General features: G+C 60.4%; 22 protein-coding genes. 12 read left to right on the forward strand and 10 right to left on the reverse strand.

The window, feature by feature from the left end:
• The first annotated feature begins 202 nt into the window (after positions 1-202).
• Complete coding sequence (locus OIU37_RS31250) at positions 203-454, forward strand: AbrB/MazE/SpoVT family DNA-binding domain-containing protein (RefSeq protein ID WP_168311861.1); 252 nt, start codon at positions 203-205, stop codon at positions 452-454.
• Positions 451-849: a type II toxin-antitoxin system VapC family toxin gene (locus OIU37_RS31255; protein ID WP_171378073.1), complete on the forward strand. Its 399-nt coding sequence runs from the start codon at positions 451-453 to the stop codon at positions 847-849. The genes OIU37_RS31250 and OIU37_RS31255 overlap by 4 nt, the downstream gene beginning before the upstream one ends.
• Before the next feature lie 41 nt (positions 850-890).
• Here the strand turns inward: OIU37_RS31255 and OIU37_RS31260 are convergent, their stop codons facing one another.
• The 5 genes from OIU37_RS31260 to OIU37_RS31280 all read right to left on the reverse strand — a co-directional run bounded on the left by OIU37_RS31260 (position 891) and on the right by OIU37_RS31280 (position 7,339).
• Positions 891-1,868: an ABC transporter ATP-binding protein gene (locus OIU37_RS31260; RefSeq protein ID WP_264259735.1), complete on the reverse strand. Its 978-nt coding sequence runs from the start codon at positions 1,866-1,868 to the stop codon at positions 891-893.
• Between the two features lie 4 nt (positions 1,869-1,872).
• A complete protein-coding gene (locus OIU37_RS31265; RefSeq protein ID WP_264259736.1) occupies positions 1,873-2,700 on the reverse strand; it encodes a carbohydrate ABC transporter permease in 828 nt (275 codons plus the stop codon).
• Entirely contained in the window at positions 2,697-3,575 is an 879-nt protein-coding gene (locus OIU37_RS31270) for a carbohydrate ABC transporter permease (protein ID WP_264259737.1), read from the reverse strand. Before OIU37_RS31270 ends, OIU37_RS31265 begins: the two co-directional genes overlap by 4 nt.
• A gap of 121 nt (positions 3,576-3,696) precedes the next feature.
• On the reverse strand, positions 3,697-4,980 hold the full coding sequence (locus OIU37_RS31275) for an ABC transporter substrate-binding protein (RefSeq protein WP_264259738.1): 1,284 nt from the start codon (positions 4,978-4,980) through the stop codon (positions 3,697-3,699).
• 37 nt (positions 4,981-5,017) lie between these two features.
• Entirely contained in the window at positions 5,018-7,339 is a 2,322-nt protein-coding gene (locus OIU37_RS31280; protein WP_168316475.1) for an alpha-L-rhamnosidase, read from the reverse strand.
• A gap of 143 nt (positions 7,340-7,482) precedes the next feature.
• Between OIU37_RS31280 and OIU37_RS31285 the strand changes: the two genes are divergently transcribed.
• Positions 7,483-8,541, forward strand: coding sequence for a LacI family DNA-binding transcriptional regulator (locus tag OIU37_RS31285; RefSeq protein WP_264259739.1), 1,059 nt, complete (start codon positions 7,483-7,485; stop codon positions 8,539-8,541).
• Between the two features lie 40 nt (positions 8,542-8,581).
• Here the strand turns inward: OIU37_RS31285 and OIU37_RS31290 are convergent, their stop codons facing one another.
• Positions 8,582-9,598, reverse strand: a complete 1,017-nt coding sequence (locus OIU37_RS31290; protein WP_264259740.1) for a LacI family DNA-binding transcriptional regulator — start codon at positions 9,596-9,598, stop codon at positions 8,582-8,584.
• Positions 9,599-9,777: 179 nt separating this feature from the next.
• Here OIU37_RS31290 and OIU37_RS31295 point away from each other — a divergent pair, with 179 nt between their 5' ends.
• The 5 genes from OIU37_RS31295 (at position 9,778) to OIU37_RS31315 (ending at position 15,981) form a co-directional block, all read left to right on the forward strand.
• On the forward strand, positions 9,778-11,025 hold the full coding sequence (locus OIU37_RS31295; protein ID WP_264259741.1) for a sugar ABC transporter substrate-binding protein: 1,248 nt from the start codon (positions 9,778-9,780) through the stop codon (positions 11,023-11,025).
• 82 nt (positions 11,026-11,107) lie between these two features.
• Positions 11,108-12,031 carry a carbohydrate ABC transporter permease gene (locus OIU37_RS31300; RefSeq protein ID WP_264259742.1) on the forward strand — a complete coding sequence of 308 codons (924 nt, stop codon included), beginning with the start codon at positions 11,108-11,110 and terminating at the stop codon, positions 12,029-12,031.
• On the forward strand, positions 12,031-12,900 hold the full coding sequence (locus OIU37_RS31305; RefSeq protein WP_064654375.1) for a carbohydrate ABC transporter permease: 870 nt from the start codon (positions 12,031-12,033) through the stop codon (positions 12,898-12,900). The genes OIU37_RS31300 and OIU37_RS31305 overlap by 1 nt, the downstream gene beginning before the upstream one ends.
• Before the next feature lie 27 nt (positions 12,901-12,927).
• A complete protein-coding gene (locus OIU37_RS31310) occupies positions 12,928-14,871 on the forward strand; it encodes a glycoside hydrolase family 127 protein (RefSeq protein ID WP_264259743.1) in 1,944 nt (647 codons plus the stop codon).
• A 9-nt stretch (positions 14,872-14,880) separates the two neighbouring features.
• Positions 14,881-15,981, forward strand: coding sequence for an ABC transporter ATP-binding protein (locus OIU37_RS31315; protein ID WP_264259744.1), 1,101 nt, complete (start codon positions 14,881-14,883; stop codon positions 15,979-15,981).
• A 49-nt stretch (positions 15,982-16,030) separates the two neighbouring features.
• Here the strand turns inward: OIU37_RS31315 and OIU37_RS31320 are convergent, their stop codons facing one another.
• On the reverse strand, positions 16,031-16,942 hold the full coding sequence (locus OIU37_RS31320; protein WP_168311811.1) for a dihydrodipicolinate synthase family protein: 912 nt from the start codon (positions 16,940-16,942) through the stop codon (positions 16,031-16,033).
• A gap of 149 nt (positions 16,943-17,091) precedes the next feature.
• On the opposite strand from OIU37_RS31320, the gene OIU37_RS31325 reads away from it, so the two are divergent.
• A complete protein-coding gene (locus OIU37_RS31325) occupies positions 17,092-17,796 on the forward strand; it encodes a GntR family transcriptional regulator (RefSeq protein WP_017968568.1) in 705 nt (234 codons plus the stop codon).
• Between the two features lie 29 nt (positions 17,797-17,825).
• On the opposite strand, the gene OIU37_RS31330 is transcribed toward OIU37_RS31325, so the two are convergent.
• On the reverse strand, positions 17,826-19,124 hold the full coding sequence (locus tag OIU37_RS31330) for an alpha/beta hydrolase (RefSeq protein WP_264259851.1): 1,299 nt from the start codon (positions 19,122-19,124) through the stop codon (positions 17,826-17,828).
• Positions 19,125-19,246: 122 nt separating this feature from the next.
• Here OIU37_RS31330 and OIU37_RS31335 point away from each other — a divergent pair, with 122 nt between their 5' ends.
• Positions 19,247-20,389: a Xaa-Pro peptidase family protein gene (locus tag OIU37_RS31335; protein WP_264259745.1), complete on the forward strand. Its 1,143-nt coding sequence runs from the start codon at positions 19,247-19,249 to the stop codon at positions 20,387-20,389.
• Positions 20,390-20,750: 361 nt separating this feature from the next.
• A complete protein-coding gene (locus tag OIU37_RS31340; RefSeq protein WP_168311859.1) occupies positions 20,751-21,491 on the forward strand; it encodes a hypothetical protein in 741 nt (246 codons plus the stop codon).
• Positions 21,492-21,591: 100 nt separating this feature from the next.
• On the opposite strand, the gene OIU37_RS31345 is transcribed toward OIU37_RS31340, so the two are convergent.
• Positions 21,592-22,929, reverse strand: a complete 1,338-nt coding sequence (locus OIU37_RS31345) for an alpha-L-fucosidase (protein ID WP_264259746.1) — start codon at positions 22,927-22,929, stop codon at positions 21,592-21,594.
• A gap of 28 nt (positions 22,930-22,957) precedes the next feature.
• Complete coding sequence (locus OIU37_RS31350) at positions 22,958-23,965, reverse strand: LacI family DNA-binding transcriptional regulator (protein ID WP_264259747.1); 1,008 nt, start codon at positions 23,963-23,965, stop codon at positions 22,958-22,960.
• A gap of 194 nt (positions 23,966-24,159) precedes the next feature.
• On the opposite strand from OIU37_RS31350, the gene OIU37_RS31355 reads away from it, so the two are divergent.
• The gene (locus OIU37_RS31355; RefSeq protein WP_264259748.1) at positions 24,160-26,085 is read left to right on the forward strand and encodes an ABC transporter substrate-binding protein; all 1,926 of its coding nucleotides are present in this window, start codon (positions 24,160-24,162) and stop codon (positions 26,083-26,085) included.
• Positions 26,086-26,156: the final 71 nt, after the last annotated feature.

The raw sequence follows: 26,156 nt of genomic DNA on the forward strand, positions 1-26,156 counted from the left end.
GTGTCGCGGCTTTGCAACTAAAGGTCTTCCGAACCGTGAGGCTCGGGGGCACGCCGCTCGCTTGAGCATCGGCGCTCATTCTTCGCTGGAAGTGAGCCACGCGCGAGCAAGGCAGGTGAAGGCAAAGTCCCCACCGCTCTAACCTTGAATGTAAGGAAAAATTCCATTACTTTTGTATTGGTATGAGATAGGAGATTTTTCCATGCCTTCCCTTGCCGTCACAATGAAAGGGCAAATCACGCTGAGACGGGATTTGCTGACCCACCTTGGGGTCAAACCCGGGGAGCGGATCGAATTCGACAAGCTCCCCGGAGGCGAACTGCGGGTCAAGGCTGCTCGTCCAACGGGGACGATCGACGATTTTATCGGTCGGCATGCCGGCAAGACGAAGAAGCCGTTGACCATCGAAGAGATGAACGAAATCGCAGCTTCGGGCTGGGCCGGCGAGGAATGAAAGTCACAGTCGATACCAACATTCTTGCTCGGGCAGTCCTGCAGGATGATGCCGAGCAGGGAAGGGCAGCGGCAAAGCTCCTCAGGCAAGCATCGCTGATCGCGGTTTCCCTGCCGAGCTTATGTGAACTGGTCTGGATATTGCGTCGAGGAGCCAGGCTGTCAAAGGAAGATGTTTCACAGACGATCCACGACCTGCTCAACGCGGGCAATGTGGCGATGAACCGCCCTGCGGTCGAAGCAGGACTGGCCATGCTGGAGGCGGGCGGGGATTTCGCGGATGGTGTGATTGCCCATGAAGGAGCATGGCTTGGCGGCGAGAGCTTCGTATCTTTCGACAGGCAGGCGGTGGAACTGCTAATCCGCCAAGGCCAATCCGCGCATCTTCTCGCCTGAAATTCCGCCGGCTCATGAGCGAGACGGCGCGGACGTTAGCTTCAGAACCGATGTTCCGCTCCTTCGACCGGATTTGCCCAGACCGTCATTCCGGGCGCATACGGCGTCTCGCCTTCGGCGCGCACCACCATCTCGCCGAGTTCGGGAACATCGAGGTAGAGGATCGCGTCGGCGCCAAGCCGCTCGAGATGCCGGATCCTGCCCTGCCACTGTCCGGCGCCTTCCGAAAGCCTGATATGTTCCGGGCGGATGCCGTAGGTCGTGCAGTTCAATCGCCGTGCGGTCTCTCCGCCATAGAGGTTCATCTTCGGGCTGCCGATGAAGCCGGCGACGAATGGTGTTGCGGGATTGCGGTAGAGTTCCATCGGGCTGCCGATCTGTTCCACCACCCCGCCATTCAGGACGACGATCTTGTCCGCCATCGTCATGGCTTCGACCTGGTCGTGGGTGACATAGATCATCGTCGATTTCAGGCGGGCGTGCAGATCTGATATCTCGAGGCGCATCTGGGCTCTGAGCGAAGCGTCGAGATTGGAGAGCGGCTCGTCGAACAGGAAGACCTTGGGATCGCGGATGATCGCCCGGCCGATGGCAACGCGCTGCCTCTGGCCACCGGAGAGTGCTTTCGGCTTTCTCTCCAGCAGCTGGGTGAGCTGCAGCGTTTCCGCTGTCGCCGCCACCTTAGCGGCGATTTCCGCCTTCGGGCGGCGGGCGAGCGAAAGGCCGAAGCCGATGTTCTCGGCGACGGTCATGTGCGGATAGAGCGCATAGCTCTGGAACACCATGGCAATGCCGCGCTCGGAGGGCTCGGCATAGGTCACATCCTTGCCGCCGATGGTCAGCGTGCCCGAGGTCGTTTCTTCCAGGCCGGCGATGATGCGCAGCAGCGTCGACTTTCCGCATCCGGACGGGCCAACGAAAACGACGAACTCGCCGGAGACAACCTCCAGATCGATCCCTTTGATGACTTCGAGGGCGCCAAAGCTCTTGCGAACCTGTTTGAGAGTGAGCTCAGCCATTTTGCTACCCCTTTACGCCGCCAGCCGTCATGCCCGCGACAATCTGCCGGTTGAAGAAGATGAAGACGATCAGCGGCGGGATCGTCACGAGGAGGATGTTCATGAAGAGGAGATTGTATTGGCTCGAATACATGCTCTGGAAATTATAGAGCGTCAGCTGCACGGTCACGTTCTCCCGGCCAGGAAGGTAATAGAGCGGATTGGTGAAGTCGTTGAAGATCGCGATCGACTGCACGACGATATTGGTCACGGTCACCGGTTTCAGAAGCGGCAGGATCACCCGGAAGAAGATCTGCCGGGGCTTGGCGCCGTCGATCAGCGCTGCCTCATCGAGATCGCGCGGTATGGTCGAGATGAACGACCTATAGAGCAATATCGAAAAGGAGAGATTATAGGCGACCTGGATCAGGATCATCCCGGTCATGGTCTTGAAGAGCCCGATCTCCTGCAAGAGGCCGATGGTGGGCACGACGGCCGGCGGCATCATCAGGCCCATGAAAAGCGCAATGGAGGCCACCCTGTTCCAGATGGTCTTGCGGCGCTGCATGACATATCCGACCATCGCCGACAGCAGTATGAGGATCGTGACAGAGATGACGGTGATCACGGTGGAGTTGAAATAGGCGAGCACGAGCTGATAGTCGCGCGCCTTGAAGACGGCCACCAGATTATCCCAGAGCAGCCAATGCTCGGGCAATTCGAAATCCAGGCGAGACGCTTCGGATTTCGATTTGACTGCCTGGAGAGCGACGAAAACGAACGGCATCACGAAGATGACGGCCGCCACTGCAAGCGCTATCGCGCCCGTCACATAAGGGCGGCTGCTTCTCATTCTTCGACCCCGCGCCGGTTGAACCAAAGGGTGAATGGCAGGATGATCACGGCGATCAGCGCAAACAGGATGACGTTGCCGGCCGTCGACAGGCCGTAGAAACCGGCCTGGTACTGTTTGTAGATGACCGATGCGATCACATCGGAGGAGAAACCAGGCCCGCCGCGGGTCATTGCCCATATCAGGTCGAATGACCGAAGCCCGCCGATCAGCGACAACGTCACGACGATGACGGTGGCGGGACGCACGAGCGGCAGGGTGATCCGGAAAAATTGCTGAAGGCGCGTGGCGCCGTCAATTCTCGACGCCTCATAATAATCGGGGCTGATGGCGGCAAGGCCGGCGATGAAGATCAGCGTAGCGAGCCCGACACCCTTCCAGACATCGACCAGGGCCACTGAAAAAAGCGCCAGTGCCGGATTGGTCAGCCATCCAGGTCCCGGAATGCCGAGCGTCTCGAGCGCGACGTTGATGATGCCCTTCGTGGGATGCATCATCACGGCGAAGGTGATGCCGATGCCGATTGTCGACACCAGGACGGGGAAGAAGACCAGCGTTCGCAGGAAACCACGGGCAAAAATATTACTGGTCAGAAGCACGGCCAGCAACAGCCCGCAGACCGTCTTCAGGCCGGATGTCGTCACAGCGTAGATCAGCGTGTTGACGAGCCCCTGGATCAGGAACGGTTCCGAAAAGAACTGCTGGAAGTTCTCAAGCCCGATGAATTCGGCGGTCGACAGATCCCAGCGCGTCAGGCTGAACCAGAGAGATGAAATCGTCGGAACCAGAAACAGCACGCCGTAGATGATTGCGGCCGGAATGAAAAACCACAGTGGGTAGGGCGATTTTCGCGAGCGGGGGGGTGTCTCGATCATGACTACCTCTTCGATCGGGTGGAACCTCGCTCCTTCGGGAGCGAGGTTGCCCGCAATTCAAAGTGTTACAGCCTCCTTTGCGCGTCTGAAAGGACGCGCGGCGCTGTAGCCCGAAGGATCGCTACCAGTTCGGCAGGCCGAGCTGCTTGGCCTGCTTGCGCACGTCGTCGTCATAGAGCTTTGCCGCGTCGGCCGGCTGGCGAATGCCGGAGCCGACTTCGACGGTAATCTGCTCGAGGGACGGTCCCTTGATCGGCGAAACGAATTCCAGTGCCGGTGTCGTCATGCCTTTGGTTTCGAAATAGGGGAGCATGTCCTTGACCACAGGCGGCACGTCGGCCGGCAGGTCGCAGCCATCGACGAGCGAAGGTCCCTGAACGGTGTTGATTTCCATCATGATCTTGCAGCCCTCGACGCTTCCGGCAAAATCCACGAATTTCTTCGCTTCTTCGATATGCGCGCTGGCGGCGGGAATATAGAGGGCCGGCGGCATCCAGACGGTCAGGCCGTTGGTTGCGGCGTCGTCGCTCGGCTGGGCGAAGAAGCCGACATCGCTAAGGCTTTCGGGATAATTCTGCTTGAGCACGCCGACTGCAAAGGTCAGCATCGGATAATGCGCTGCCTCGCCCGTCGAAACCATTCTCAGGCCATCATCATAACTTGCCGCGCCGAAGTCCTCATTCATCAGACCGGCGTCGTGAACATCCTTCAGCCGTTCGAAGCCTTTCATGGCCGCAGGCGTCTCGGCATATTTCGCCTTGTTGGCGGTGTAGTCGGCGGCGAAGTTCGGCACGGCGGCATGCAGGTTGTAATAGTCAGCCAGAACGAACAGCTGCGAGGTCCAGGTATCGCGGTAGGTCTGCACCACTGCGACCTTGCCCGATGCCTTAACCTTTTCGTTGTTCGCCATGAAGTCCGCCCATGTCTTCGGGACGGTGAGGCCGAGGTCCTGGTAGATTTTCCTATTATAGAGGATTCCGCCCGCCATCGCCGTGCCGAAGGGAACGCCGTAGAGTTTGTCGTCGGCGCGGACGACTGACTTGAAACCGTCGTCCACCTTCGCTTGCGACGAGAGGCCACTCAGATCGACAAGCGTCTGTGTCGGCTTCAGCGCCTGCAGCAGCGAACCGGAATTATAGAGGAACACATCGGGCATTTCACCGGTCGCCAGGCGCGTCTTGACGATGTTGTCGCCTTCGCCGCCACCGGGCCGCTGCTCGATTTCGATCGTTACGTCAGGCGCCTTGGCCTGGTAGCCAGCAACCAGCGCTTCGGCGGCCGCGACTGTGTCCGGGCTGTTGTCGATTAGCAAAGACAGCGTGGTGTCTGCATGCGACGGGCCAGCCGCGACCAATGCCAAAAGCGCGGAGGCGCCCGCAAGAACGAGTTTAATCCGATGTGTCATGACGTTCCTCCTCTGAACGATGTGACGTGTATGCTCCTCAAGAATTGGGTAGGGAAAAGACGAGCCGGTGCGTCCCCGAGGGAAGAATGGCTTCCTCGACGACAGGCTCTCCGTTGAGCGACGGGTTTTGATGCCGTTTTCCGGGCCGGAACCGGCCGATGCAGCCCTCCGGAAGCGTCAGCACGTAGGTGACCTCGTTGCCGGCGCAATGCCAGCCGGCCTCGATGCGTCCCTGGCTGATATCGTGATAAGCCGAAACCGGCGAAAGGGATGGAATCGGCGCGGGATCGACGATCACCTCGATAAATCCCGGCGCGCTCGGGCTTGGCGAAATTCCGGCGACGCTTTCGAACAGCCACTGGCAGACGGCGCCATAGGCATAGTGGTTGTAGCTGTTCATGTCGGGTTCGTAGATGGTGCCGTCGGGCGCCATGGAATCCCAGCGCTCCCAGATCGTCGTCGCTCCCTTCGAGACCTGATAGAGCCAGCCCGGTACATCCTCCTGTAGGAAGACCTTTTCGGCCAGATCGTCCATCCCTAGTTTCGTCAGCGCCGGCAGCAGGGCAGGCGTGCCGATGAAGCCGGTGCCGATTTTGTAGTCGGCATCGATGATCACCTGTCGGAAATGCTGCTGTGCGGCTTGCCTATGCTCGGCCGGTATCAACTCGTGCAGGAAGGCCAGCGCATAGGACGTCTGGTCGTTGTGTGCGAGCCGTCCCGATGGCGTGATGAACTCGTTGGTGAATGCCAGCCGGATTTCGTTGGCGCGCTGTTTCATTCGCTCTTCAAGCGCATGCTCGCCTAGCGTGGCTGCGATCCTTGCCAGAAGGTCGGTCGAGATGAAATGGTAGAGTGTGGCCGCGCAGTCGTCGGCGATCGTCGGGCGAGGCTTCCGGTTGTCGCCGACCGGCTGCAGCCAGTCGCCGAAGGTAAAGCCGCGGTCGCCCCAGCGCGACGGTGGGCGCACCAGCGGACCATCCGAGATCGACCAGACGAAATCGACCCAGCGCACCATCGAATCCAGACATTCCGCCAGGACAGCCCGATCGCCGTAATGGGTGTAGAGAACCCAGGGGATGACGACGATCGCATCGCCCCAGCCGGTCGAGCCGGCATAGCCCGGGAAATTGGCCGGATGCAGACGTGTCGGATCCGGTGAAAAATGCGAGACGGCGCCGTCCTCGCGCTGGTCGGCCATCACGTCGCGCAGATATTTCCTGAGGAAGGATTGGCTGTCGCTCAGCCAGCAGGCGGTTGCGGCAAACACCTGGGCGTCGCCCGTCCAGCCCAAGCGCTCGTCGCGCTGCGGGCAATCGGTCGGCACTTCGACGAAATTGGCGCGCTGCGACCAGATGGTATTCTCGACGAGGCGATTGACCAGCGCATTGCCCGAGGTGAAACCGCCGGCCGGCTCGGGCACCGACGAAATCGGGACGGATGCGATCGCCAGGATCTTCGCGTCGCCCTTGACCGTCACCCTGGCATAGCGGAAGCCGTGGAAGGTGAAATGCGGCGCGTAAGTCTCCTCACCGTCGCCGCGCAGCGTGTAGACTGTATGTGCGGCGGCCGTGCGATAGTTGCGATTGTCGAAGTGACGATCAGGGCCGAGAACTTCCGAATGCTCTACCCGCACTTCGGCGCCGGCAATGCCGCGGACCGTGTATCTGATATAGCCGCCAGCATTTTGGCCGAAATCGTAGACCGTCCTGCCGTCATCGTCGGTCCAGCTTTCCACAGGGGCGAGTGGCCGCAACTCGCGCACCGCAGCAGTTTCATGCGCGACGAGCAATTCCCTGTCGAACGGCAATCTCTCGGTGCCGTGGGTTTCGACGCGGTTTTCCTGCCGGGCATCGTAGACTTCGCCGAAATAGATCCCCGACTTCAGGATCGGCAGAAGACCGCTTCGCCATGTGGTGTCGGTCGAAAGAATGGTGCCATCAGGTCCGATCAGATCGGCGATAGCGCCGATTCTGTCGCCCCAGCAGTTCGGGATCGCTTTAGCGCCCCACATCAATGGCGACCGATACCACCCGTCGGCAAGCCAGATCTCGATCCGGTTCTGGCCCGGCTTGAGCAGATTCGAGACATCATATCGCTGATAGGCAAGGCGATCGTCGTAGTTCGTCCAGCCTGGGGTCAACAGGTCGTCGCCGACGCGAATGCCGTTGATGAAGCAGCGATAGAGGCCAAGGGCGGAGATGAAGAGTTCGACCGGAAGCCCCGCGCCATCATGATCGAAGGTGCTGGAGACGAAGCTTGCGACCGTTCCCTGGCCGCCGTCCGACAGCGGCGCGATCATATCCCCGGACCAGGCGCGCGAAACGAGATTGCCGCTGACGGCTGCCGGCTGAAAGTTCATAAAGTCCTCCCGACAATTTGTAGAACGTTCTCCATATAACGTTCTACATTTTCTTCGGAAGCGCAATAGAAATTTCGTTGCCAGTCTGCCATGGTGGTTCCGCGGGCGCTGTTGACGACTCGCAGCCGCAAGCCAGAGATTTCATGCCCATCGAAGACAAGCAAAAGCCGCAACGAAACGATCGCGTGACGATCCGGACCGTGGCAACCCATGCAGGCGTATCGGTCGCAGCGGTTTCCAAGGTGATGCGCAACGCCTACGGCGTCAGTGACGCGTTGCGCGCAAGGGTGACGGATGCCATCGAGGTGCTCGCATATCGCCCATCGCGGGCAGCCAGGGGGCTGCGCGGTCGAAGCTTCACCATCGGCGTGCTCCTGATCGACATTCGCAATCCCTTCCTTCCTGAGGTGATTGCCGGCGTGAACGGGGTGCTGGCGCCCTCGCATTATCAGGCGATGATCGGCGTCAGCGATGCGCGCGTGCAACTGGAGACGTCGTTGATCGAGTCGATGATCGACTACAAGATGGACGGCCTGATCCTCGTTGCGCCGCGCTTGCCCTCGGAGATCCTCGCAAAGTTCGCAGTCCAGATACCGATCGTCGCGGTCGGTTACCACGATGCCGGCGCGACGGCCTTCGACACCGTCAACACCGACGATCAGCGCGGCGCGGAGATCGCCGTGGAAGCGCTTCTTGCCTGCGGCTATCGCGACATCGAGATGCTCAGCCTTGGCGAGCGCGAGGGACACGCGGTCTCAGTCGTCCGCCAGCGTGAAATCGGGTTTCGCCGGGCGATGCAACGCAGCGGGCTCGGCTCGTCTGCAGTGATCGGAAAAATTCCGATAGCCTCGCCAAAGCGGGAAGAGGCGATACGAAAATTCCTATCGAGGAAGGACAGGCCGCACGCCGTGTTCTGCTGGAGCGATCTCGACGCGATCATCCTTCTGAGCCTGGCCATGGAGATGGGTGTGCGCGTGCCCGAAGACCTCGCCGTCATCGGATACGACAACTCGTCGACCGCGGCACTTGGCCTCGTCAATCTCGCAAGCATCGATCAGTCGGGCAGGGAGCTCGGCCAGGTCGCCACCAGGGCCCTGATTTCCAGAATAGAAGGCCGCACCAGCGCCGAGCATATTCTCCAGATACCGTCGCTGGTCAGCCGCAACAGCCTGATCCGTTCCGGCAATGCCACGGACAAATAATAGCGACGGCGCCGCCTTGTCTCTGTTCTTGCCGTCGTTTTCAGTCGGATCGAAAGGGGCTGCCGCAGGATTGCCGCACGACCAGGCGGCACGGCAATCTGGTGATGCCGGTGGGGACCGGCTCGTCCTTGGAGAGGCTGAGGATTGCCAGGCCGGCGCGATGGCCCAGTTCCTTCAACTCCATGTCGATGGTGGTCAGCGGCGGGCGCGTTTGACGTGCGACGACCTCCCAATTGTCGAAGCCGACCACGGCGACATCCGTGGGAATCTCCACATTAAGGTCGCGTAGCGCATCGATGACGCCACGGGCGATCTCGTCGCTGCCGCAGAAGATGGCGTCGGGTTTTGCGCCGGGCCGGGCAAACACCGTCTGAACGGCCTCGTGACCCCATTCCTCCGACCAGTCGCCGAACATCGCTTCGGCCCCGTCGCCGCAGGCGTCGAGATAGGATTGGGCACGGATGCGAGCGGCCAGATAATCCCGCGGCCCGGTGATGTGGAGGATCCGCGAGCGACCGAGCTCTTTCAGGTGATCGACGGCGAGGCGGGCGCCCTGTTCGTCATCCGGAAAGAAGGTGACGCTGTCAGCCGGCCCCTCCGCAAAGACGTAGACGACGGGTATCGGCAGGCGGGACAGCTGGACCGGCGGCGTGAGGTCGAGGCGCGTCGCGGTGAATATGATGCCGTCGACCTGCCGGTCGAGAAGCGCCTCCAGGTGCAGCTGGGCGAGCCTTGGATCATTGTTCGTGGCGCAGAGGAAGACGGACACGCCGTGATCGACCAGCACCTCCGATACCCCGGCCGCCATCGGCAGCGTCAGTCGCCCATAGGTATCGTTCGTCAGCATGCCGATCGCATGGCTTCGCTTGCTTAGCAACCCACGAGCGAGTGCATTGGGTCGAAATCCGATCTCCTCCGCCACGCGCCGAACCCGCTCGCGCGTCTCGGCGTTCGTCCGACCCGTGCCGTTCAGTGCGTTTGACGCCGTCGAAATGCTGACGCCCGCAGCCTTTGCCACGTCATAAATCGTCCGTCTCCGATCACCCGTATTCTTCAAGATCTGCCTCGTGTTCGATCCCTGATAAAAGCTTTTAGCAGAAAAAAATGAGCTGTTAAAAGGTTTTATCAATCGGACATCAGATTTATGCACACAGACTGTCGACATCAAAAAATTTCTGATCTAACGTTCATTTCGTCCGATGGCCTTGGGCCTGAACGAGAAAAAGGGGAACAAGCATGCTTCGACTGAAAACGACGATCACCGCTCTTGCACTGCTGGCAAGCTCTTCTCTCGCCGGCGCCGAAGAAATCACCCTATGGGTGCGCACGTCGTCCGGCGCCGTCCTTCAGGGATTGGCCGACAAATACAACGCCTCGCACTCCGACAAGGTCAACGTCACCCAGATCACGGCGGAGCAGATGGTGCCGAAGCTGGGTGCGGCGATTGCCGGCAGCGCGGCTCCTGACGGTGCCGTGCTCGACCTGATCTATCTCCCGACCTTTGCTGCCGCGGACGGTCTCGAGGATATCTCCGACTTCGTGAAGGGCCTGCCTTATTCCGCGGCCATGAGCCCGTCCCACATCCGCCTTGCCACCTATGACGGCAAGATCTACGGCGTGCCGGCCCTGCCGGATGCCTCGATCATTGCTTATAACACCGATCTGTTCACCAAGGCCGGCCTTGATCCGAACAAGGCGCCGGCATCGATGGAGGAGATTGCCGCCGACGCCAAGAAGATCGCCGCGCTCGGCAACGAGACCTATGGCTTCTATTTCGTCGCCAATTCGGGGAGCTGGCTGATCTACGACTTCCTGCCGCATCTCTGGGCCGCCAATGCCGATGTGCTGAGCGATGACGGCCGCAGCGCCACGGTCGACACGCCGGCGCTGAGGGAGACCATCGCTGCCTATCGCGATATGTGGAAGACCGGTGCGATCCATCCGACATCGCGTTCCGGCAACGGCAACAATGCCGTCGAAGCCTTCGCCTCGGGCAAGGTCGGTATCCTGATGACCGGCTCTTACATCGTCAATCTGCTGACCAGCAAATATCCCGACGTGAAATTCGCCGTCGCACCGATCCCCGGGCCTAAGGGCGGTGAATCGAGCTTTGCCGGCGGCGATACGCTTTCCCTGATCAAGGGCATCAGCGAAGAGAAGAAGAAAGTCGCGCTCGACTTCGTCAATTTTTACATGCAGCCCGAGCAGCAGGTCTACATCACCCAGGAATCGGGGATGCCGTCGCGTACCGACCTCGCAGCGGAAGCCTATGCGAAGTTCGATCCGCGCAATCTCGTCGCCTACAATATCCTCGCCAAGGCGCGCACGCCCTACACATTTTCGTCCGACGAACTCTTCGTCAGCCGCACCGGACCCTTCCTCAATCTGATCCAGGGCACGATCTTCGGCGACGACGTCGACGCAACGATCGCCAAGACGCAGGCCGACTTCACCCGTATCCTCGAACGCACCAATCCGAACTAAGCCGACGCGTTTCGGCAGGGTATCCGCGGATGCCCTGCCGTCTCTTTCACATCTCGACTTTCAAACGGAAGGAGGAGTTGCGGTGATATCCTCGACACTTCGCAGCAGGAGGCGCGCGGTCGCGGCCGGAGAACCGGAGCCAAAGGGTTGGCTTGGCCTTGCCTTCATCCTGCCGGGCTTGCTGTTCATCGTCGTGCTTTTCCTCGTGCCGCTTGTCATGACGGTCTGGATGAGTTTCTACAACTGGCCGCTTCTTGGCCGGACCAAATTCATCGGCCTCGCCAACTATGCCGAGCTGATCGGCGATACCCAGCTCTGGCATTCCCTGGGTTTCACGCTGCTCTATACGGTGCTCGTCACGGCTGCGATCTTCCTGGTGGCCTTTCCTCTGGCGCTGCTCGTCGACCGGCCGCTGCGCATCGCCGGCTTTTTCCGCACGATCTATTTCATGCCGGTCGTCATCGGCTTCGGGGCGGCCTCGACATTGTGGATGTGGCTGCTCAATCCCGATAGCGGCGTCTTTGCGCAGTTGCTGCGCGGAGCAGGCATCATCGACAGCGCCCCGAGGCCGCTCGAAAGTTTCTGGCCGGCACTCGGCGTCGTCATTCTGATGGTCGTCTGGAAAACAGCGGGCTTCACGATGATCATCCTTCTGACCGGCCTGCAGAGCATATCCAACGACGTCATCGAAGCGGCCAGGATCGACGGAGCCAGCGTCTGGAGCCGGTTTCGGCGCATCACGCTGCCCTTGATGAGGAACTCGGTCGTGCTGGCGCTCGTCCTCAACGTCACCTCGTCGATGCTGGCCTTCGACCAGTTCTTCATCATTACCCAGGGCGGCCCTGAGAACAGCACGATCTCCGCGGTCTTCTCGATCTATCTCGCCTCGTTCTCATCCTACCGTCTCGGTTATGGCTCGGCGATCTCCTTTGCCCTGCTCGTCGTCCTGGTGGCGATCAGCGCGATCCAGTTCGTCCTGCTGCGCCAGCGGCCGGAGGAGGGTTGATGGAACGGCTCAACCACAATCTCGCAGCCAAGCCGGCGAGCGAGCGGCTCGGTTATCTCGCCTTCGTTCTGACGGCATGCGTCTTTGCCGTCTTCTTCGTGATGCCGATCGTCTGGTCCTTCGCCAATTCCTTCAAGCCCGCGGCCGCAGCACTTGCCGACCCGGCAGCGCTTTTCTCGAAAGCCTTCTCGCTTGAAAATTACCGCCGCCTCGAACATGTCGGTGCAGGCTGGTACGTCTATGCCGGCAATTCGGTGCTGATCGCCGCCGGAACGGTGATCCTGACGGTGCTCGTCTCGGTGCCGGCGGGATACGGATTTTCGAAATTCCGTTTTCCCGGTCAGTCGCTGCTCTTCGTGCTGATCATGGCGACGATGATGATCCCGTTCCAGTCGATCCTGACGCCGCTTTTCCTGATCCTGAAGGTCTTCCGGCTGCAGAACAGCCTTTTCGGACTGGTGCTGATCTACGTGACCTTCCAGCTTCCTTTTTCCGTTTTCATGATGCGCAACGCCTTCGATGCGGTGCCGAAGGCGCTGATCGAAGCGGCCCGGATAGACGGTGCATCGCAGGCGACGATCCTGCGCCGGATCATGCTGCCGATCGCGCTTCCCGGTGTCGCCACCGTTGCGATGTTCGCCTTCCTGAATTCCTGGAACGAGTTCCTCGCTGCCCTCATTTTCCTGTCCGACCAGAACAAGTTCACGCTGCCGATCATGCTGGTGAATGTTTCGTCGGGCATCTACGGCATCATCGACTGGGGTGCGCTGCAGGCCGGCATAGCCGTGACCATGGTCCCCTGCATCCTGCTTTTCCTTCTCTTGCAACGATATTACGTGCGCGGCCTGACGGCCGGCGCCGTGAAGTGACAGCGCTCGTTCCGCACAGGAGTCCTCATGACCAGCTCACCTCGTTTTCAACCGGCACGCGCTGCGGGACGGCGGCGATACAGGCCCGCCGATCATTCCAGTGTCGTATTCCATGGCGGTTTCTGGCAGAGCTGGACGGAGACGGTCCGCAACGTCACCATCCCGACGCAGCACAAGCGGTTGGAAGAGGAGGGCTTCCTCGAGGTGCTCGATTTTGACAAGCCGGCCGGGCCGCTGGTGCGCCCAATCCAGCCGAGCGGACTGTCGATGCAGCATTTCTTCGATTCCGATTTCGGCAAATGGATCGAGGCCGCAAGTTACACGCTGAAGGCTCACCCGAATGCGGCGCTCGAAACGAAGATCGATGCTATCGTCGAAAAGCTCGAAAAAGGGCAGATGGCGGATGGCTACCTCAACAGCTGGTTCATTCGCCGCGAGCCGGACAGGCGCTGGACCAATCTGCGCGACCTGCACGAGATGTATTCGATGGGTCACTTGCTGGAAGGGGCCGTGGCCTATTACGAGGCGACGGGAAAGCGTCGGTTCCTCGATGTGATGGTCCGCGCCGTCGACCATATCATCGCCACCTTCGGCGCGGAGCCCGGAAAGCTCAGAGGTTACGACGCCCATGAGGAAATCGAGCTGGCGCTGGTCAAGCTCTATCGCGTGACGCGCGATCCGCGGCACCTGAAGCTTGCGACCTACTTCGTCGACGAACGTGGCCGGATGCCCTCATATTACGACGAAGAGGCCCGCAAACGCGGCGAGAGCCCTGATGATTACGTCTACAAGACGTATGCCTATAGCCAGGCTCATATGCCGGTGCGCGACCAGCACCAGGTCGTCGGCCATGCGGTCCGCGCCATGTACCTGTTTTCTGCGATGGCGGATCTCTCCCATGAAAACGACGATCCGACATTGAAGGAAGCCTGCGACCGGCTTTTCGACAATCTGGTCAGCCGCCAGCTCTACGTGACCGGCGGCCTTGGCCCGTCGGCATCCAATGAAGGGTTCACCCGGGAATTCGACCTGCCGAACGAGACGGCCTATGCCGAGACATGCGCAGCCGTCGCGCTCGGCTTCTGGAGCCATCGCATGGCGCAGGTCGATCTCGACAGCAAGTTCACCGACAGGCTGGAAACGGTGCTCTACAACGGCGCGCTTTCCGGCATCTCGCGCGACGGCGAGCATTATTTCTATGAGAACGTCCTTGAAAGCCACGGGCAGCACCGCCGGTGGAAATGGCACTACTGCCCCTGCTGCCCGACCAACATTGCCCGTTTCATCACGTCACTCGGCCAATATTTCTATTCGACTGATGATCATGAGCTCGCTGTTCATCTCTACGGCACCAATTCGGCTGAGCTGACAGTCGGCAAGAATTTCGTGCGCCTGATCCAGGAGACGCAATATCCCTGGGACGGCGACATCAGCCTGCGGTTCGCCGTCGAGCGGCCAAGCCGGTTTCAGCTTCGTCTTCGCATCCCCGGATGGTGCAGGCAGGCGCAGATCTCGGTTAACGGCGTTGCCGTCGATCTCGATCAATGCGTGACGAAGGGTTATGCGGCAATATCAAGGGAATGGCGCAATGGCGACGAGGTCCGCATCGGCTTCTCGATGCCCGTCGAGCGCATCTACGCGCATCCTGCCGTCTCCGAAGACGGTGGACGCGTCGCGCTGCGGCGCGGGCCTGTCGTCTATTGCATCGAGGAGACGGACCTCGGCGGCGAGCCGCAGCGGCTCCGCCTGCCGGCATCTGAGGAAATTTCCGCACGCTACGATGCCGTGCTTCTCGGCGGAGCGACCGTCCTCGAAGGCTCTGCGCTCGAAGCCGATATATCCGATTGGCAGAATGCGCTCTATCGCACCGCGCCTCCCTCGCTGAAGGAGCGGCCCTTCACGGCGATCCCCTATCACCTCTGGGCCAATCGCGAGCCCGGAGCGATGGCGATCTGGTTGCAGGAGGTCTAGGAGAAAACCATGGCACGGCTGGAACTCAAAAGCATCGTCAAATCCTATGGCATCTACGAGGCCGTGCGCGGCATCAGCCTTGACATCGAAGACAATGAATTCGTCGTTTTCGTGGGCCCGTCGGGATGCGGAAAATCGACGACATTGCGCATGATCGCGGGTCTCGAACACATCACCGGCGGTGAGATCGTGATCGGCGATCAGGTCGTCAACCGGCTTGGCCCGGGCAAACGCGATATCGCCATGGTCTTTCAGAACTATGCGCTCTATCCACACATGACGGTGCGGGAGAATATTTCGTTCTGCCTGGAGCAGCAGAAGCTTGCCAAGAGCGAGATTGACGCGCGTATCATCAGGGCGGCGGAAACCCTGCATATCAGCGAGCTGCTCGGCCGGCGTCCGGGCCAGCTTTCGGGCGGCCAGCGCCAGCGCGTCGCGATGGGACGCGCCATCGTGCGGAACCCGAAAGTCTTTCTCTTCGACGAGCCGCTGTCCAACCTTGATGCCAAGCTTCGCGTGCAGATGCGCACGGAGATCAAGCGGTTGCACCAGCTGTTGCCGACGACCACCGTCTACGTCACGCACGACCAGGTTGAGGCGATGACCATGGCGGATCGTGTCGTGGTGATGAATGGTGGCATCATCGAACAGGCGGGGCCGCCACAGGCACTCTATCATCGGCCCGTCAGCCAGTTCGTCGCCGGCTTCATCGGCTCACCGTCGATGAATTTCCTGTCCGCGACGCTGCTATCACGAGAGAAGGGTCTCGTCGTCAAGCTGACCGACGGCAGCGAGCTTCCAGTGCCGGAGATGCGCGCCGGCGACTATGCCAGCCACGCCGGTAAATCAGTGGTGTTCGGGATCAGGCCGGAATCGATCACCGACCGCCAGACCCGCCCTGGTTATGCCAACATCGAAGCGAAGATCGATCTTGTGGAACCACTCGGACCGGAGACCATGGTCTATTTCGGCATCGGCGAGGCAAGCCTTTGCGCCTGCATCGATCCAGAGAGCGGGCCGAGGCCGTTGTCGACGATGCCGCTCTCGTTCAACATGAACCAGATGCATCTGTTCGATCCGGCGAGCGGCCGGTCGCTGGCCCTTGCCTGAAGAGCAAACACGGAAAGGCCGGCAACCGCGGGGTCGCCGGCCTCGTTGATCAGGCAGCCTGGCGGATCTTCGAGGGACGCGTGGCAGCGGCCTTCTCGACCATCGCGGTGACTTCGGCGCGGCGGGCGCCCGAAAGCGGCAGGCGCGGCATGCGAACGCGTTCGGAGCCGCGGCCCATGATCTGCTCGGCGAGCTTGATCGACTGGACGAGGTCGTGCTCGGCATCGAGGTGCAGAAGCGGCATGAACCAGCGATAGATCTTGCGGGCCTCTTCCCAGTCACCGCGTTCGGCGGCGGCGACGAGCTGCACGGATTCCTGCGGGAAGGCGCTGGTCAGGCCGGAGACCCAGCCCTTGGCGCCGAGCATCAGGCCTTCAAGCGCTACGTCGTCGAGACCCGCGAAGATATCGAAACGATCGCCGAATTCATTGATGAGATCGGTGAAGCGGCGTGGATCCGGCGCACTTTCCTTGACCGCCTTGATGTTCGGCACGTCGGCAAGCACCTTCAGCACATCGGCGCCGATATTGACGCGGTAGGCCGGTGGATTGTTGTAGAGCATGATCGGCAGTGAGGTCGCTTCGGCGACGGTGCGGAAATGTGCAATCAGCTCTTCGGGCTTCGGCACATAAACCATGGCCGGCAGCAGCATCAGCCCGTCGGCGCCGAGCTTTTCGGCGTCGCGAGCATAGGCGACGGCACGGCGCGTGTCGAATTCGGAAACGCCGGTGACCACGGGAACGCGGCCGTTGACGACCTCGACGGCCGCTTTCAGGATCGTGCGCTTCTCCTCGGGGTCCAGCGAATTGTTTTCGCCGCATGTGCCCATGACGATCAGTCCGTTGACCCCGTCGCTCACAAGCGCGTCCTGGACACGCTGGGTCGAGGGCAAGTCAACGGAAAGATCTTCGTTGAACTGCGTCGTTACGGCGGGAAATACGCCCTTCCATCCTGTAGTCATCGATCGAGCCTCGTTGAAACTGGTTGCCTTATATACAAACTGTCGACAAGATTCAATGATGAGATCTTACAAATTTGAACCCCGAAGACCGACATTGCGAGAATCGGCCGAAACGAAATACAAGGCTCTAACGAAAGAGGGGCAGACGGATGCGGAACGACGCGGAAAATGTGCGGGTGCGCGGCTCTGGCACGCAGAGCGTCTATGTGACGCTCAGGCAGGAAATCCTTTCGATGGCGCTGGAACCCGGCAGTCCGCTCGACGAAGTGCGGCTGTCGGAGCGTTTCCGGATGTCGCGGACTCCCATTCGTGAGGCGCTGTTGCGGCTCGCCGCCGACGGGCTCGTCACGACGCTGCCGAACAGGAACACGATCGTCGCGACGATCGATTTCGCAAGCCTGCCCACCTATTTCGAAGCGCTGACGCTGATGTACCGGGTGACGACCCGCGGCGCGGCGCAACGGCGAAACGGCGAGATCATGAAGACCGTCCGCCGGCATCAGAAGGACTTCGCCGAAGCCGTTGCGGCGCGCGATGCCTATGCGATGATCGAGGCTAACCGCGAATTTCACGTCGCGATTGCCGAACTTGCCGGCAATTCCTATTACACGGCCTTCTTCGCCAGGCTGCTCGACGAAGGCCGCCGCATCCTGCGCCTTTACTACTCGACATTCGACGACCGCCTGCCGCGCCAGTATGTCGACGAACATGAGGAGATCATCGCCGCGATTGAGGCCGGTGACGTCGAGCGGGCGGACCGCCTGGCGATCGCCCATGCCGGGCAGATCGTTCGCCAGATCCAGGAATATATCGCCCGCGATCTGGACCGGCCGGTAGCGATCAGCATGTCCTGATGCGACGAGAGCAATGAACCATTCGAGCCTCAGGAGGCGAGGGGGCCGCCCTGTTCCCTGACCAAGGTCATCAGCCTGCGCAGGACAGCCGCCGATTGGCGAACACCGTCGTGCTCGAATTCGTTGGTCACCCATGCCTGCACGTTGGCGACGTGGCGCGCTGTTTCGAGTGAAAGCCCGGCATCCACATACATGTCGTCATGATAGATGACGGCGGCGACCGGCACCTCGTTTGCAGCGAGACGTGCCGGGGCATAGAGCGGCAGGTACCGCTCATGCGTGGCCAGCGCCTCGACACCCGCCCTGAAGGCCCTGAGCGAGCGAATTTCTTCGAACATCCAGGGATACATCATCTCCCCCGTCAACAACAGCGGCCGCCGGTCGCCGGCAAAGGCTGGATGCTCGGCGCGGATGCGTTCGGCCGCCCAGGCAGTCGGCGTCCCGGCCTGGCCATAGATGCTTTCCTGCAGAACGGCGAAGAGCGGATTGTCGTCATAGGAGGTCAGGGACATCACCGACGCGAGGAAGCGATCGGAGAGACGGTCTTCATTGGGACCGGAGAAAGCCTCATCGATCAACCAGTGGATGTTCTCGTAGCCCGGCGCCATACCGAAATCGATGCCGATAGTCTGAAAGCGGCGAACGGAGAGGCGATCGCCATCGGGCAACCGCACCTCATTGGTCTCGATATAGTCGGCAATCCGGCCGATGCGCTCGGCATCCCCGGGGTAGCGGCGGTAATAGGCGGTGTTCTTTTCGGTGACGCGCGGGTAGGTGCGCCGATAGACATCATCGGCCGTCGCCCCAAGGCCGGCAAGGCCGCCGGTGACATAACAGGCGGAAAGTCCCTCCGGCGCCTTCGAGAGATAGGTAAGGGTCAGGAAGCCGCCATAGCTCTGGCCGAGCGTCTGCCAGCGCCCGCCGCCGAAGACGGTTTTCCGCAGATGTTCGCAATCGGCAACGATGCTGTCGGCGCGAAAGAGGGTGAGATAGTCGGCTGCGGCCCTGCCGTCCGCAAAACGCTCCATCGTCGCACTTTCGATCCGGCTGCTGCGCCCGGTGCCGCGCTGGTCGATCAGGATAACGCGGTGCGTCTTCAGGGCTTCGGCAAGCCATGGCGGCCCGCCGTTGCTCGGCCGCGGCGATTTTCCGCCAGGACCGCCTTGAAGGAAAGCCAGCAACGGCAGTGTTTCGCGACGGCGGGCGGGATCGCACACTTCACGTGCGAAAATCCGGATCGTCTCCCCCTCCGGCTTGGACCAATCAAGGGGAACGTCGACCATGTGATCGCGTATCAGGATGCCCGGTATGGTGTATTCCACTGCCATCGCCATAACCTCATTTTTCATGTCGACATATTGCCTACAGCGGCATTAGTGTCGGTTCAAGATCCTGGCTGCAAGGCCAGGGCTTCATCGATCCGGAAGCGCAGGAAAAGCAGGAAAACAACATGTCATGGCAGCACCCCGTACCCCGCATCACTGAGGACGAACGGCAGACCCGCCTCGCCAGGCTTCGGCAAGTGATCGACGCCGAAGGGCTGGTCGGCCTGCTTCTTGGGCCGACCGAAAGCCTGCGTTACTTCACCGGGCTCGTCTGGCATCAGAGCGAAAGGTTCCTCGGCGCGCTCGTCACGCCCACGACCATTTCCTATATCGTTCCGGGGTTCGAGCGCAGCCGTGTCGAAACGCTGCCGCATCTGCCGGGCGAAATCCTGGCCTGGGAAGAGGAGGAGAGCAGCGCCGCTCTCATCGCCCGCCTTGTTGCCCAGGGCGGCAGACTTGGCCTCGACGATGGTTTGCCGCTTTTCTTCTATCATGCATTGGCAGCGGAGATGGGCGTGGCAAGGTTTGCCGATGGCGGGCGGCTGATCCGCGACCTGCGTCGGATCAAATCGGCCGCGGAGATTGCCCTCATTCAGTATGCGATGGACCTGACGCTTGACGTCCACAGGCAAGTGCACGGGCTTTTGAAGCCGGGTATCAAATCATCCGAGGTGGTCAATTTCATTGACCGGCAGCATCGCCAGGCCGGGGCCGATGCCGGCTCGACATTCTGCATCGTCTCCTTCGGCGCCGCGACCTCGCTTCCGCATGGCGCCGACGGCGATCAGGTCCTTGGTCGCGACGACGTCATTCTCATCGATACCGGCTGCCGGATCGACGGTTATCATTCCGATATCACCAGGACCTATATGTTGGAGGGCGGCGAAAGCGCGTTCGAACGGGCCTGGTGGATCGAGCGCGAGGCACAGCAGGCCGTCTTCGACGTAGCCCGGATCGGCGCCGCCTGCGCGAGTCTCGACGATGCGGCCCGCAAGGTGCTTGCCAAACACTCCCTCGGCCCCGACTATCGCCTGCCAGGTTTGCCGCATCGCGCCGGTCATGGCCTCGGGCTCGAGATCCACGAGGAACCCTACATCGTTCGCCGCAACGACACGCCGCTTGCCGCCGGCATGTGTTTTTCCAACGAACCGATGATCGTCTTCCCCGGGAAATTCGGGATCCGGCTCGAAGATCATATGTACATGACCGCCGAGGGACCATGCTGGCTGACCAATCCGGCGGCGGGACCGACCGAGCCATTCTCCTGAGCAGGCCCGATCTCCTGCCCGCTCAGACAGCGTCGGTTTTCAACTACTGTCAGGCTGGACGAGCATGAGGAGATCATCGCCGCGATCAAGGCGCCGAGCAGGCCGACCGGCTGACGAACGCTCACGCCGCGCAGATCGTCCGACAGATACAGGAATATATTGCCCGCGATCTCGACCTGGCCGCTGGCGATCAGCATAGCCTGAAGCGACCGGATTGAAGAGGCGGAGGCTGCCCCGGCCCGCACATTGGCCAGGGTAGCCGGTAATTCGGTCCGTAAAGTATTACCTCGCAAACGTTACTTGCTTTCTGACGTGGTAAAAGGTTGACTATGGTTAACCCTATAGTCTCGAGGATAGGATGATGGATTTGTTCAGAAAGGAGGGGAATGACCGCGCTCAACTGCAGAAAATGACACTGACTGGCAGATATAGAAATATAGCGGCGATGCTTTCGATAGCAGTGGTTGCCCTGTCTATATTCTTGATATCGATTGGTGCTTTAATTGAATTTTTTCAACCTGAGTTTTTGTCAAACGTCATTCTCGATGACGTCCCTTTGCGCTACATCGCCTGGTTCATGATTACCTTCGGGATCACTATCGCCGTCATCAACGTGGTTTTGGCGGCAAGGCGGGAGATCGAGCAGGAGACGGCCGAAAGCATGCTTCCCTCGGACGCAGCCGAGATCAAAAGGCAGGCTTTGCGTGACCTTCGAATACATCGAAATGGCTATGCGCGCTCCTCCAAGGTCAATCAATATCTCTGGAATTTTCTCACATTGGGGATCATCGTTTTGAGCGGTCTCTCATCGTTGTTTTCCGCCTATGGCCCGGTTGTCCCCAATTGGCTGCCAATGGCCGCTTCCGCGCTCGTGGCACTTTTCGGCGTGATAATGGTTCAATTTCGCGTCAGGGATGTCTGGCAATTGAGAGAGCAGGGAAGGATTGAAGCGGAGATGCTCGTCGCCGATGCTCACCTCATCGAGACAACAGACAATCTTGCAACACTCAAACAGGCAGCCGCCCTCAGAAAGCGCGCCCATGCGCTCGAGATGAAACAACTCAACCAGCTCTTCGTGGAGACCACCGAAGCCAATCCTTGAGCCACTGTCGGTGTATGGCGGGGCCGACGGAGCCGTTTATCTGAGCGCACATATGCCCGCTCAGGCAATCTATCTCAACTGCGCAATCATCCGCCGCCCTTTAATCCTGAACGCCGGAGGTGCTTCCCGCCTTGAGCTTAACTTCGATGACCGGGACCACGATCTGAGGCCGGCGCACCGGTAGGACGAATGTCATTTGATCTTCACCGACGGGGAACTGAGTGTTCGCCCACAAGGTATTGGAGGACGGGCGTAGCCAGGTGACCTCGCTGCCATCATGCAGGAACTGCGCGTATACGACTTTTCCTGCCAGCGCATCGAAATGCAGATGGCGATAGGGCCAGTTGAAGAGGTGGATATAGAGGCGATCGCCATTCTGGGTCAGGCGGCAGTCGGCCGGCGCGGCGAAGTCGGACTGGGTGCAGCCGACGATGCTGCGCTCGTGCAGTGTCATCCACTCCTCGTAAGCGGCAAGGGCTGCAATCGCGCGGTGGTCGAGCGTGCCGCGCGCCGTCGGCCCGACATTCATCAGCAGATTGCCGCCCATGGCAACGGTGCCGACCAGCATCTGCACCAGTTGTTCCGTGCTCTTCCAGGTGTCCTCGTCGCGGTGATAGCCCCAGGAACCGCTGAGCGTATGGCACGCTTCCCAGACGACTCGCCTGCCATCGCGGAGCGGCCGGGCGCGCGGCATATATTGCTCCGGCGTGACGATGTCGGGCTGCAGGCCGGCGAGATCGAGCCGGTTGTTGATGATGATATCGGGGGCGAGTTCACGCACCAGGCGCACGAGTTTCTCGCTTTCCCAATCCTGATGGCCCTTTCCGACCAGCTCCCCAAGCTTCCATTGCGGATAGCTGAAATCGAACCACATGATGTCGATCTGGCCGAAGTCTGTTAGCAACTCGCGGACCTGCTCACGCATGAAGGCGGCGTAACGCTGCATGTCCCGGCCTTCGTTGATTTTCAGCGCATCGGGATGATTGCGCTGCGGGTGGCGCGGATCGACCGTGAAGTCCGGATGATGCCAGTCGATCAGTGAATAGTAGAATCCTATCCTCAGGCCCTCGGCGCGGAAGGCGTCGACGAATGGGCCTAGCAGATCCCGCCCATAAGGCGTGTTGGTCACCTTGAAGTCGGTGGCCTTGGTATCCCAGAGGCAGAAGCCTTCATGGTGTTTGGTCGTCAGCACGACATATTTCATGCCGGCAGCCTTTGCGCGTCTGGCCCATTCACTGGGGTCGTAGAGATCGGGATCGAAATGATCGAAATATTTCTGGTAGTCGGCGTCGTTCAGTTCTTCGCGGCTCTTGACCCATTCATGGCGTGCCGGCAACGCATAAAGCCCCCAGTGCACGAACATGCCGAAGCGGTCGTGGACGAACCAGGCCTTCTTCTCCTCAGGCAGGGCCAGTGACTGCAGATTGTTGATATCCATCGGACATTCCTCCTGTTGATGGGGGAGTTCAGGTTGTTTCGCGGATAATGAGCTCGGGCACGATGACGATGCCGTGCTGGCGGTTTCTGATGGCGATGCGGCTGAGCAGCAGACGCACGGCTTCCTCACCCATTTCCCGCTTCTGCACCCGCAAGGTGGTGAGTGCCGGAGACAGCAGTTCGGCAGTCGGAATGTCGTCGAAACCGATCAGGGCGATTTGCCCGGGGATCGAAACGCCGGCAGCCCGGCAGGCCTTCATGGCGCCGATCGCATTGAGGTCGTTGTAGCAGACGAGGGCATCGATGCCGGGTGTCTCCGCCAGCAATTGCGCCGCCGCCGTCTGGCCGCCCGCTGCGGTCGGATCGCAATAAACGATGCCCTGTGCCTTGAGCCCGTGGACCGCCAGGGTCTTGCGAAAGCCGACAAGACGGCCCTTGCCACCAAACGAACTGCGCGGCCCGGCGATGATCGCTATACTGCGGCGCCCGCGCTCGACCAGATGGTCGATGGCACGCGACGCTCCCGTTTCGTAATCGGTGACAATCGTCCCGGCGACCTCGTTGGGCGCCTCGCGATTGATGAGCACCACGGCACGGTGGGGCGCAAGCGCCTTATGCAGTGCGGCATCGGGCAGCCGCGGGCTGCAGACGATGATCCCGTCGACCCGGTGCCGCAGCAGCGTCTCGATGAGCTCTTCCTCCCGCTTGCTGTTTTCGACGACATTGGACAGAAGCAGGTTGTAGCCGGCAGCGCTCGCGGCATCCTCGGCTCCCCTGATGACTTCGGGAAAGAACGGATTGGTGATGTCGGGAACGAGAAGGCCGATGGCCTTCGATCGATCGGACCGCAATCCGCGCGCAAAGGGATTGGGCCGGTAATTGAGTTCGCTCGCCGCCAAAATAATCCGCTGACTGGTCTCCGCGCTGGCTCCGCCGCGATCATTGAGCACGCGCGATACCGTCATCGGCGACACCCCAGCAGCACGGGCGACATCGGCGATGGTTATTTTGGATTCTGGCTCTTTGGGGCGGCTCAACTGGATCGTCTCATCAAAAATGGGCAGGAATTTACGATAACGATAACTAACACAATTTCCGGGAAAGCCAAGGCTGATATGGGCAAGGATACGGCGTCGAGAATCTCTTTGACAAGGCTGAACGGTAACGATAACGTTAGCAAAAGAGGAGAGTACGTTAACGATAACCTAGAGCGGGATATTGGGAGGAAAGAATGCAACACGTCAGAATCTTAAGACGGCAGGTTGTTTCGACTGTTGCCGCGGCGATCCTCATGGGCGCCGGCTGGGCCGGTGCCGCATTCGGCTTTGAGGAGTCGCCGGAACTGAAGGCGCTCGTCGACGCCGGTAAGCTGCCGCCGGTCGAAAAGCGGCTGCCCAAGGAGCCGCTGGTACTCACTCCGCTTGAATCGGTCGGTAGCTATGGCGGCACCTGGCGTACGGCCACCTTTGGTGGTGGCGATAGTGAGATCGAGCGTTCGATAGGTTATACAAGACTGGTCCGCTGGAATCCGGAATGGACCGAGGTGATCCCCGATCTCGCCAAGAGCGTCGAGGTCAATGCCGATGCCACCGAATATACGTTCACTTTGCGGGAAGGCACACGCTGGTCGGACGGCGAGCCCTTTACCGCGGACGATCTTGTATGGTGGAACGAGAACGTGCTGCGCAACACCAAGATCACGCCTGCCGCACCCAGCTGGCTGACCGCGGGCGGAGAGACCGTCAAGGTCGAAAAGCTCGCCGACGACAAGGTCGTCTTCAAGTTTGCCGCGCCGAACGGCCTGTTCCTGATGAACATGGCCACCGTGCGCGGCTCCGATATTCTGGCAGCCGCACCGGCGCATTACCTCAAGCAATTCCATAAGGATTTCAATCCCGACGGTATCGACGTCCTGGTGAAGGCAGCCGGCGCAACCGACTGGGTTCAGCTCTTCAACAACAAGATCGGCTTTCCCGGCCGCTGGCGCGATCTCGGCCGTCCAACGCTCGATGCCTGGGTGTTGACCGCGCCTTATAACGGCACCACCCAGGTCGTTGGAGAACGCAATCCATACTATGCCAAGGTGGATACCGCAGGAAACCAGCTGCCTTACTTCGATCGGATCACCATCGATGTGATGCAGGATACCCAGGCGATTATCCTGAAGGCGATCAGCGGCGAAATCGACATGCAGAACCGCTTCATCGAGACGACGGACGCCCGTACGGTGATCGTGCAGAACCAGCAGAAGGGCGGCTACGGCCTGTTCATCGCCCGGCCGGCATGGTCGAACGCCCTGCTGATCACGCTCAACCAGACCCATAAGAATCCGGCGCTGCGCGCTGTCTTCTCCAACAAGGATTTCCGCATCGGCCTCAGCTACGCCATCAACCGCGAAGAGCTCAACCAGCTGATCTATGCCGGACAAGCCAAGCCTTATCAGGCAGCGCCGCGTGAAGGCACTGCGCTCTACGACGAGAAGATGGCGACGCAGTATCTGGAGTATAATGTCGATCTCGCCAATCAGTATCTCGACAAGGCCGGTCTCACCAAACATGACGCCGAAGGTTATCGTCTCGGTCAGGACGGCAAGCGGATCACCTTTGCGATCGACGCCTTGACCGGAAGCCCGATCCAGGTGGACGCCCTTGAGATGATCCAGCGCTACTGGCGGGCTGTCGGCATCGACATGCAGCCCCGCCCGGCTGAACGTTCGCTGATTTTCTCCCGCCTGCAGAACAATGAGAATGACGGCCTTGGATGGGTTGGCGGCGGTGGCTACGACTTCCTCGGCCTACTCGATCCCAAATGGTATTTCCCGCACGAATACGAGTCGAGCTTCGCGACGGCCTGGGGCCTCTATTACCAGAATCCCAAGGATCCGAACGCGCAAGAACCGAGCCCCGCTGCCAAGAAGCAGATGGATCTCTACCGGCAGGTGAAGGAAGCGCCGACGCTCGAAAAGCAGTTGGCCGCGATGAGGGAACTGCTGGCGATCACTCGCGACGAATTCTACGTCATCGGCACCAACCTGGAGCCGGACCGCGTCGGAATCGTCAAGACCAATATGCGCAATGTCCCGAAAGTCATTCCCAGCACATCGTTCTACATGACGCCGGGACCGGCAAAGCCCGAGACCTTCTACTACCAGCGATAATGGAACGCGACCGACAGGAATGGCGCCCGCGGGCGCCATTCCATCGACACCAGCCCAGTCCCAATCATCCA

This window comes from Rhizobium sp. BT-226 (assembly GCF_025847085.2).
Taxonomy (GTDB): Bacteria; Pseudomonadota; Alphaproteobacteria; order Rhizobiales; family Rhizobiaceae; genus Rhizobium; species Rhizobium sophorae.

What these genes read in the sequence shown, in the direction of transcription:
- OIU37_RS31250 (WP_168311861.1), top strand. Translation starts at nt 203, where the DNA reads ATGCCTTCCCTTGCCGTCACAATGAAAGGGCAAATCACGCTGAGACGG.
- OIU37_RS31255 (WP_171378073.1), top strand. Translation starts at nt 451, where the DNA reads ATGAAAGTCACAGTCGATACCAACATTCTTGCTCGGGCAGTCCTGCAG.
- OIU37_RS31260 (WP_264259735.1), bottom strand. Translation starts at nt 1,868, where the DNA reads ATGGCTGAGCTCACTCTCAAACAGGTTCGCAAGAGCTTTGGCGCCCTC.
- OIU37_RS31265 (WP_264259736.1), bottom strand. Translation starts at nt 2,700, where the DNA reads ATGAGAAGCAGCCGCCCTTATGTGACGGGCGCGATAGCGCTTGCAGTG.
- OIU37_RS31270 (WP_264259737.1), bottom strand. Translation starts at nt 3,575, where the DNA reads ATGATCGAGACACCCCCCCGCTCGCGAAAATCGCCCTACCCACTGTGG.
- OIU37_RS31275 (WP_264259738.1), bottom strand. Translation starts at nt 4,980, where the DNA reads ATGACACATCGGATTAAACTCGTTCTTGCGGGCGCCTCCGCGCTTTTG.
- OIU37_RS31280 (WP_168316475.1), bottom strand. Translation starts at nt 7,339, where the DNA reads ATGAACTTTCAGCCGGCAGCCGTCAGCGGCAATCTCGTTTCGCGCGCC.
- OIU37_RS31285 (WP_264259739.1), top strand. Translation starts at nt 7,483, where the DNA reads ATGCCCATCGAAGACAAGCAAAAGCCGCAACGAAACGATCGCGTGACG.
- OIU37_RS31295 (WP_264259741.1), top strand. Translation starts at nt 9,778, where the DNA reads ATGCTTCGACTGAAAACGACGATCACCGCTCTTGCACTGCTGGCAAGC.
- OIU37_RS31305 (WP_064654375.1), top strand. Translation starts at nt 12,031, where the DNA reads ATGGAACGGCTCAACCACAATCTCGCAGCCAAGCCGGCGAGCGAGCGG.
- OIU37_RS31310 (WP_264259743.1), top strand. Translation starts at nt 12,928, where the DNA reads ATGACCAGCTCACCTCGTTTTCAACCGGCACGCGCTGCGGGACGGCGG.
- OIU37_RS31315 (WP_264259744.1), top strand. Translation starts at nt 14,881, where the DNA reads ATGGCACGGCTGGAACTCAAAAGCATCGTCAAATCCTATGGCATCTAC.
- OIU37_RS31320 (WP_168311811.1), bottom strand. Translation starts at nt 16,942, where the DNA reads ATGACTACAGGATGGAAGGGCGTATTTCCCGCCGTAACGACGCAGTTC.
- OIU37_RS31325 (WP_017968568.1), top strand. Translation starts at nt 17,092, where the DNA reads ATGCGGAACGACGCGGAAAATGTGCGGGTGCGCGGCTCTGGCACGCAG.
- OIU37_RS31330 (WP_264259851.1), bottom strand. Translation starts at nt 19,124, where the DNA reads ATGGCAGTGGAATACACCATACCGGGCATCCTGATACGCGATCACATG.
- OIU37_RS31335 (WP_264259745.1), top strand. Translation starts at nt 19,247, where the DNA reads ATGTCATGGCAGCACCCCGTACCCCGCATCACTGAGGACGAACGGCAG.
- OIU37_RS31340 (WP_168311859.1), top strand. Translation starts at nt 20,751, where the DNA reads ATGGATTTGTTCAGAAAGGAGGGGAATGACCGCGCTCAACTGCAGAAA.
- OIU37_RS31345 (WP_264259746.1), bottom strand. Translation starts at nt 22,929, where the DNA reads ATGGATATCAACAATCTGCAGTCACTGGCCCTGCCTGAGGAGAAGAAG.
- OIU37_RS31355 (WP_264259748.1), top strand. Translation starts at nt 24,160, where the DNA reads ATGCAACACGTCAGAATCTTAAGACGGCAGGTTGTTTCGACTGTTGCC.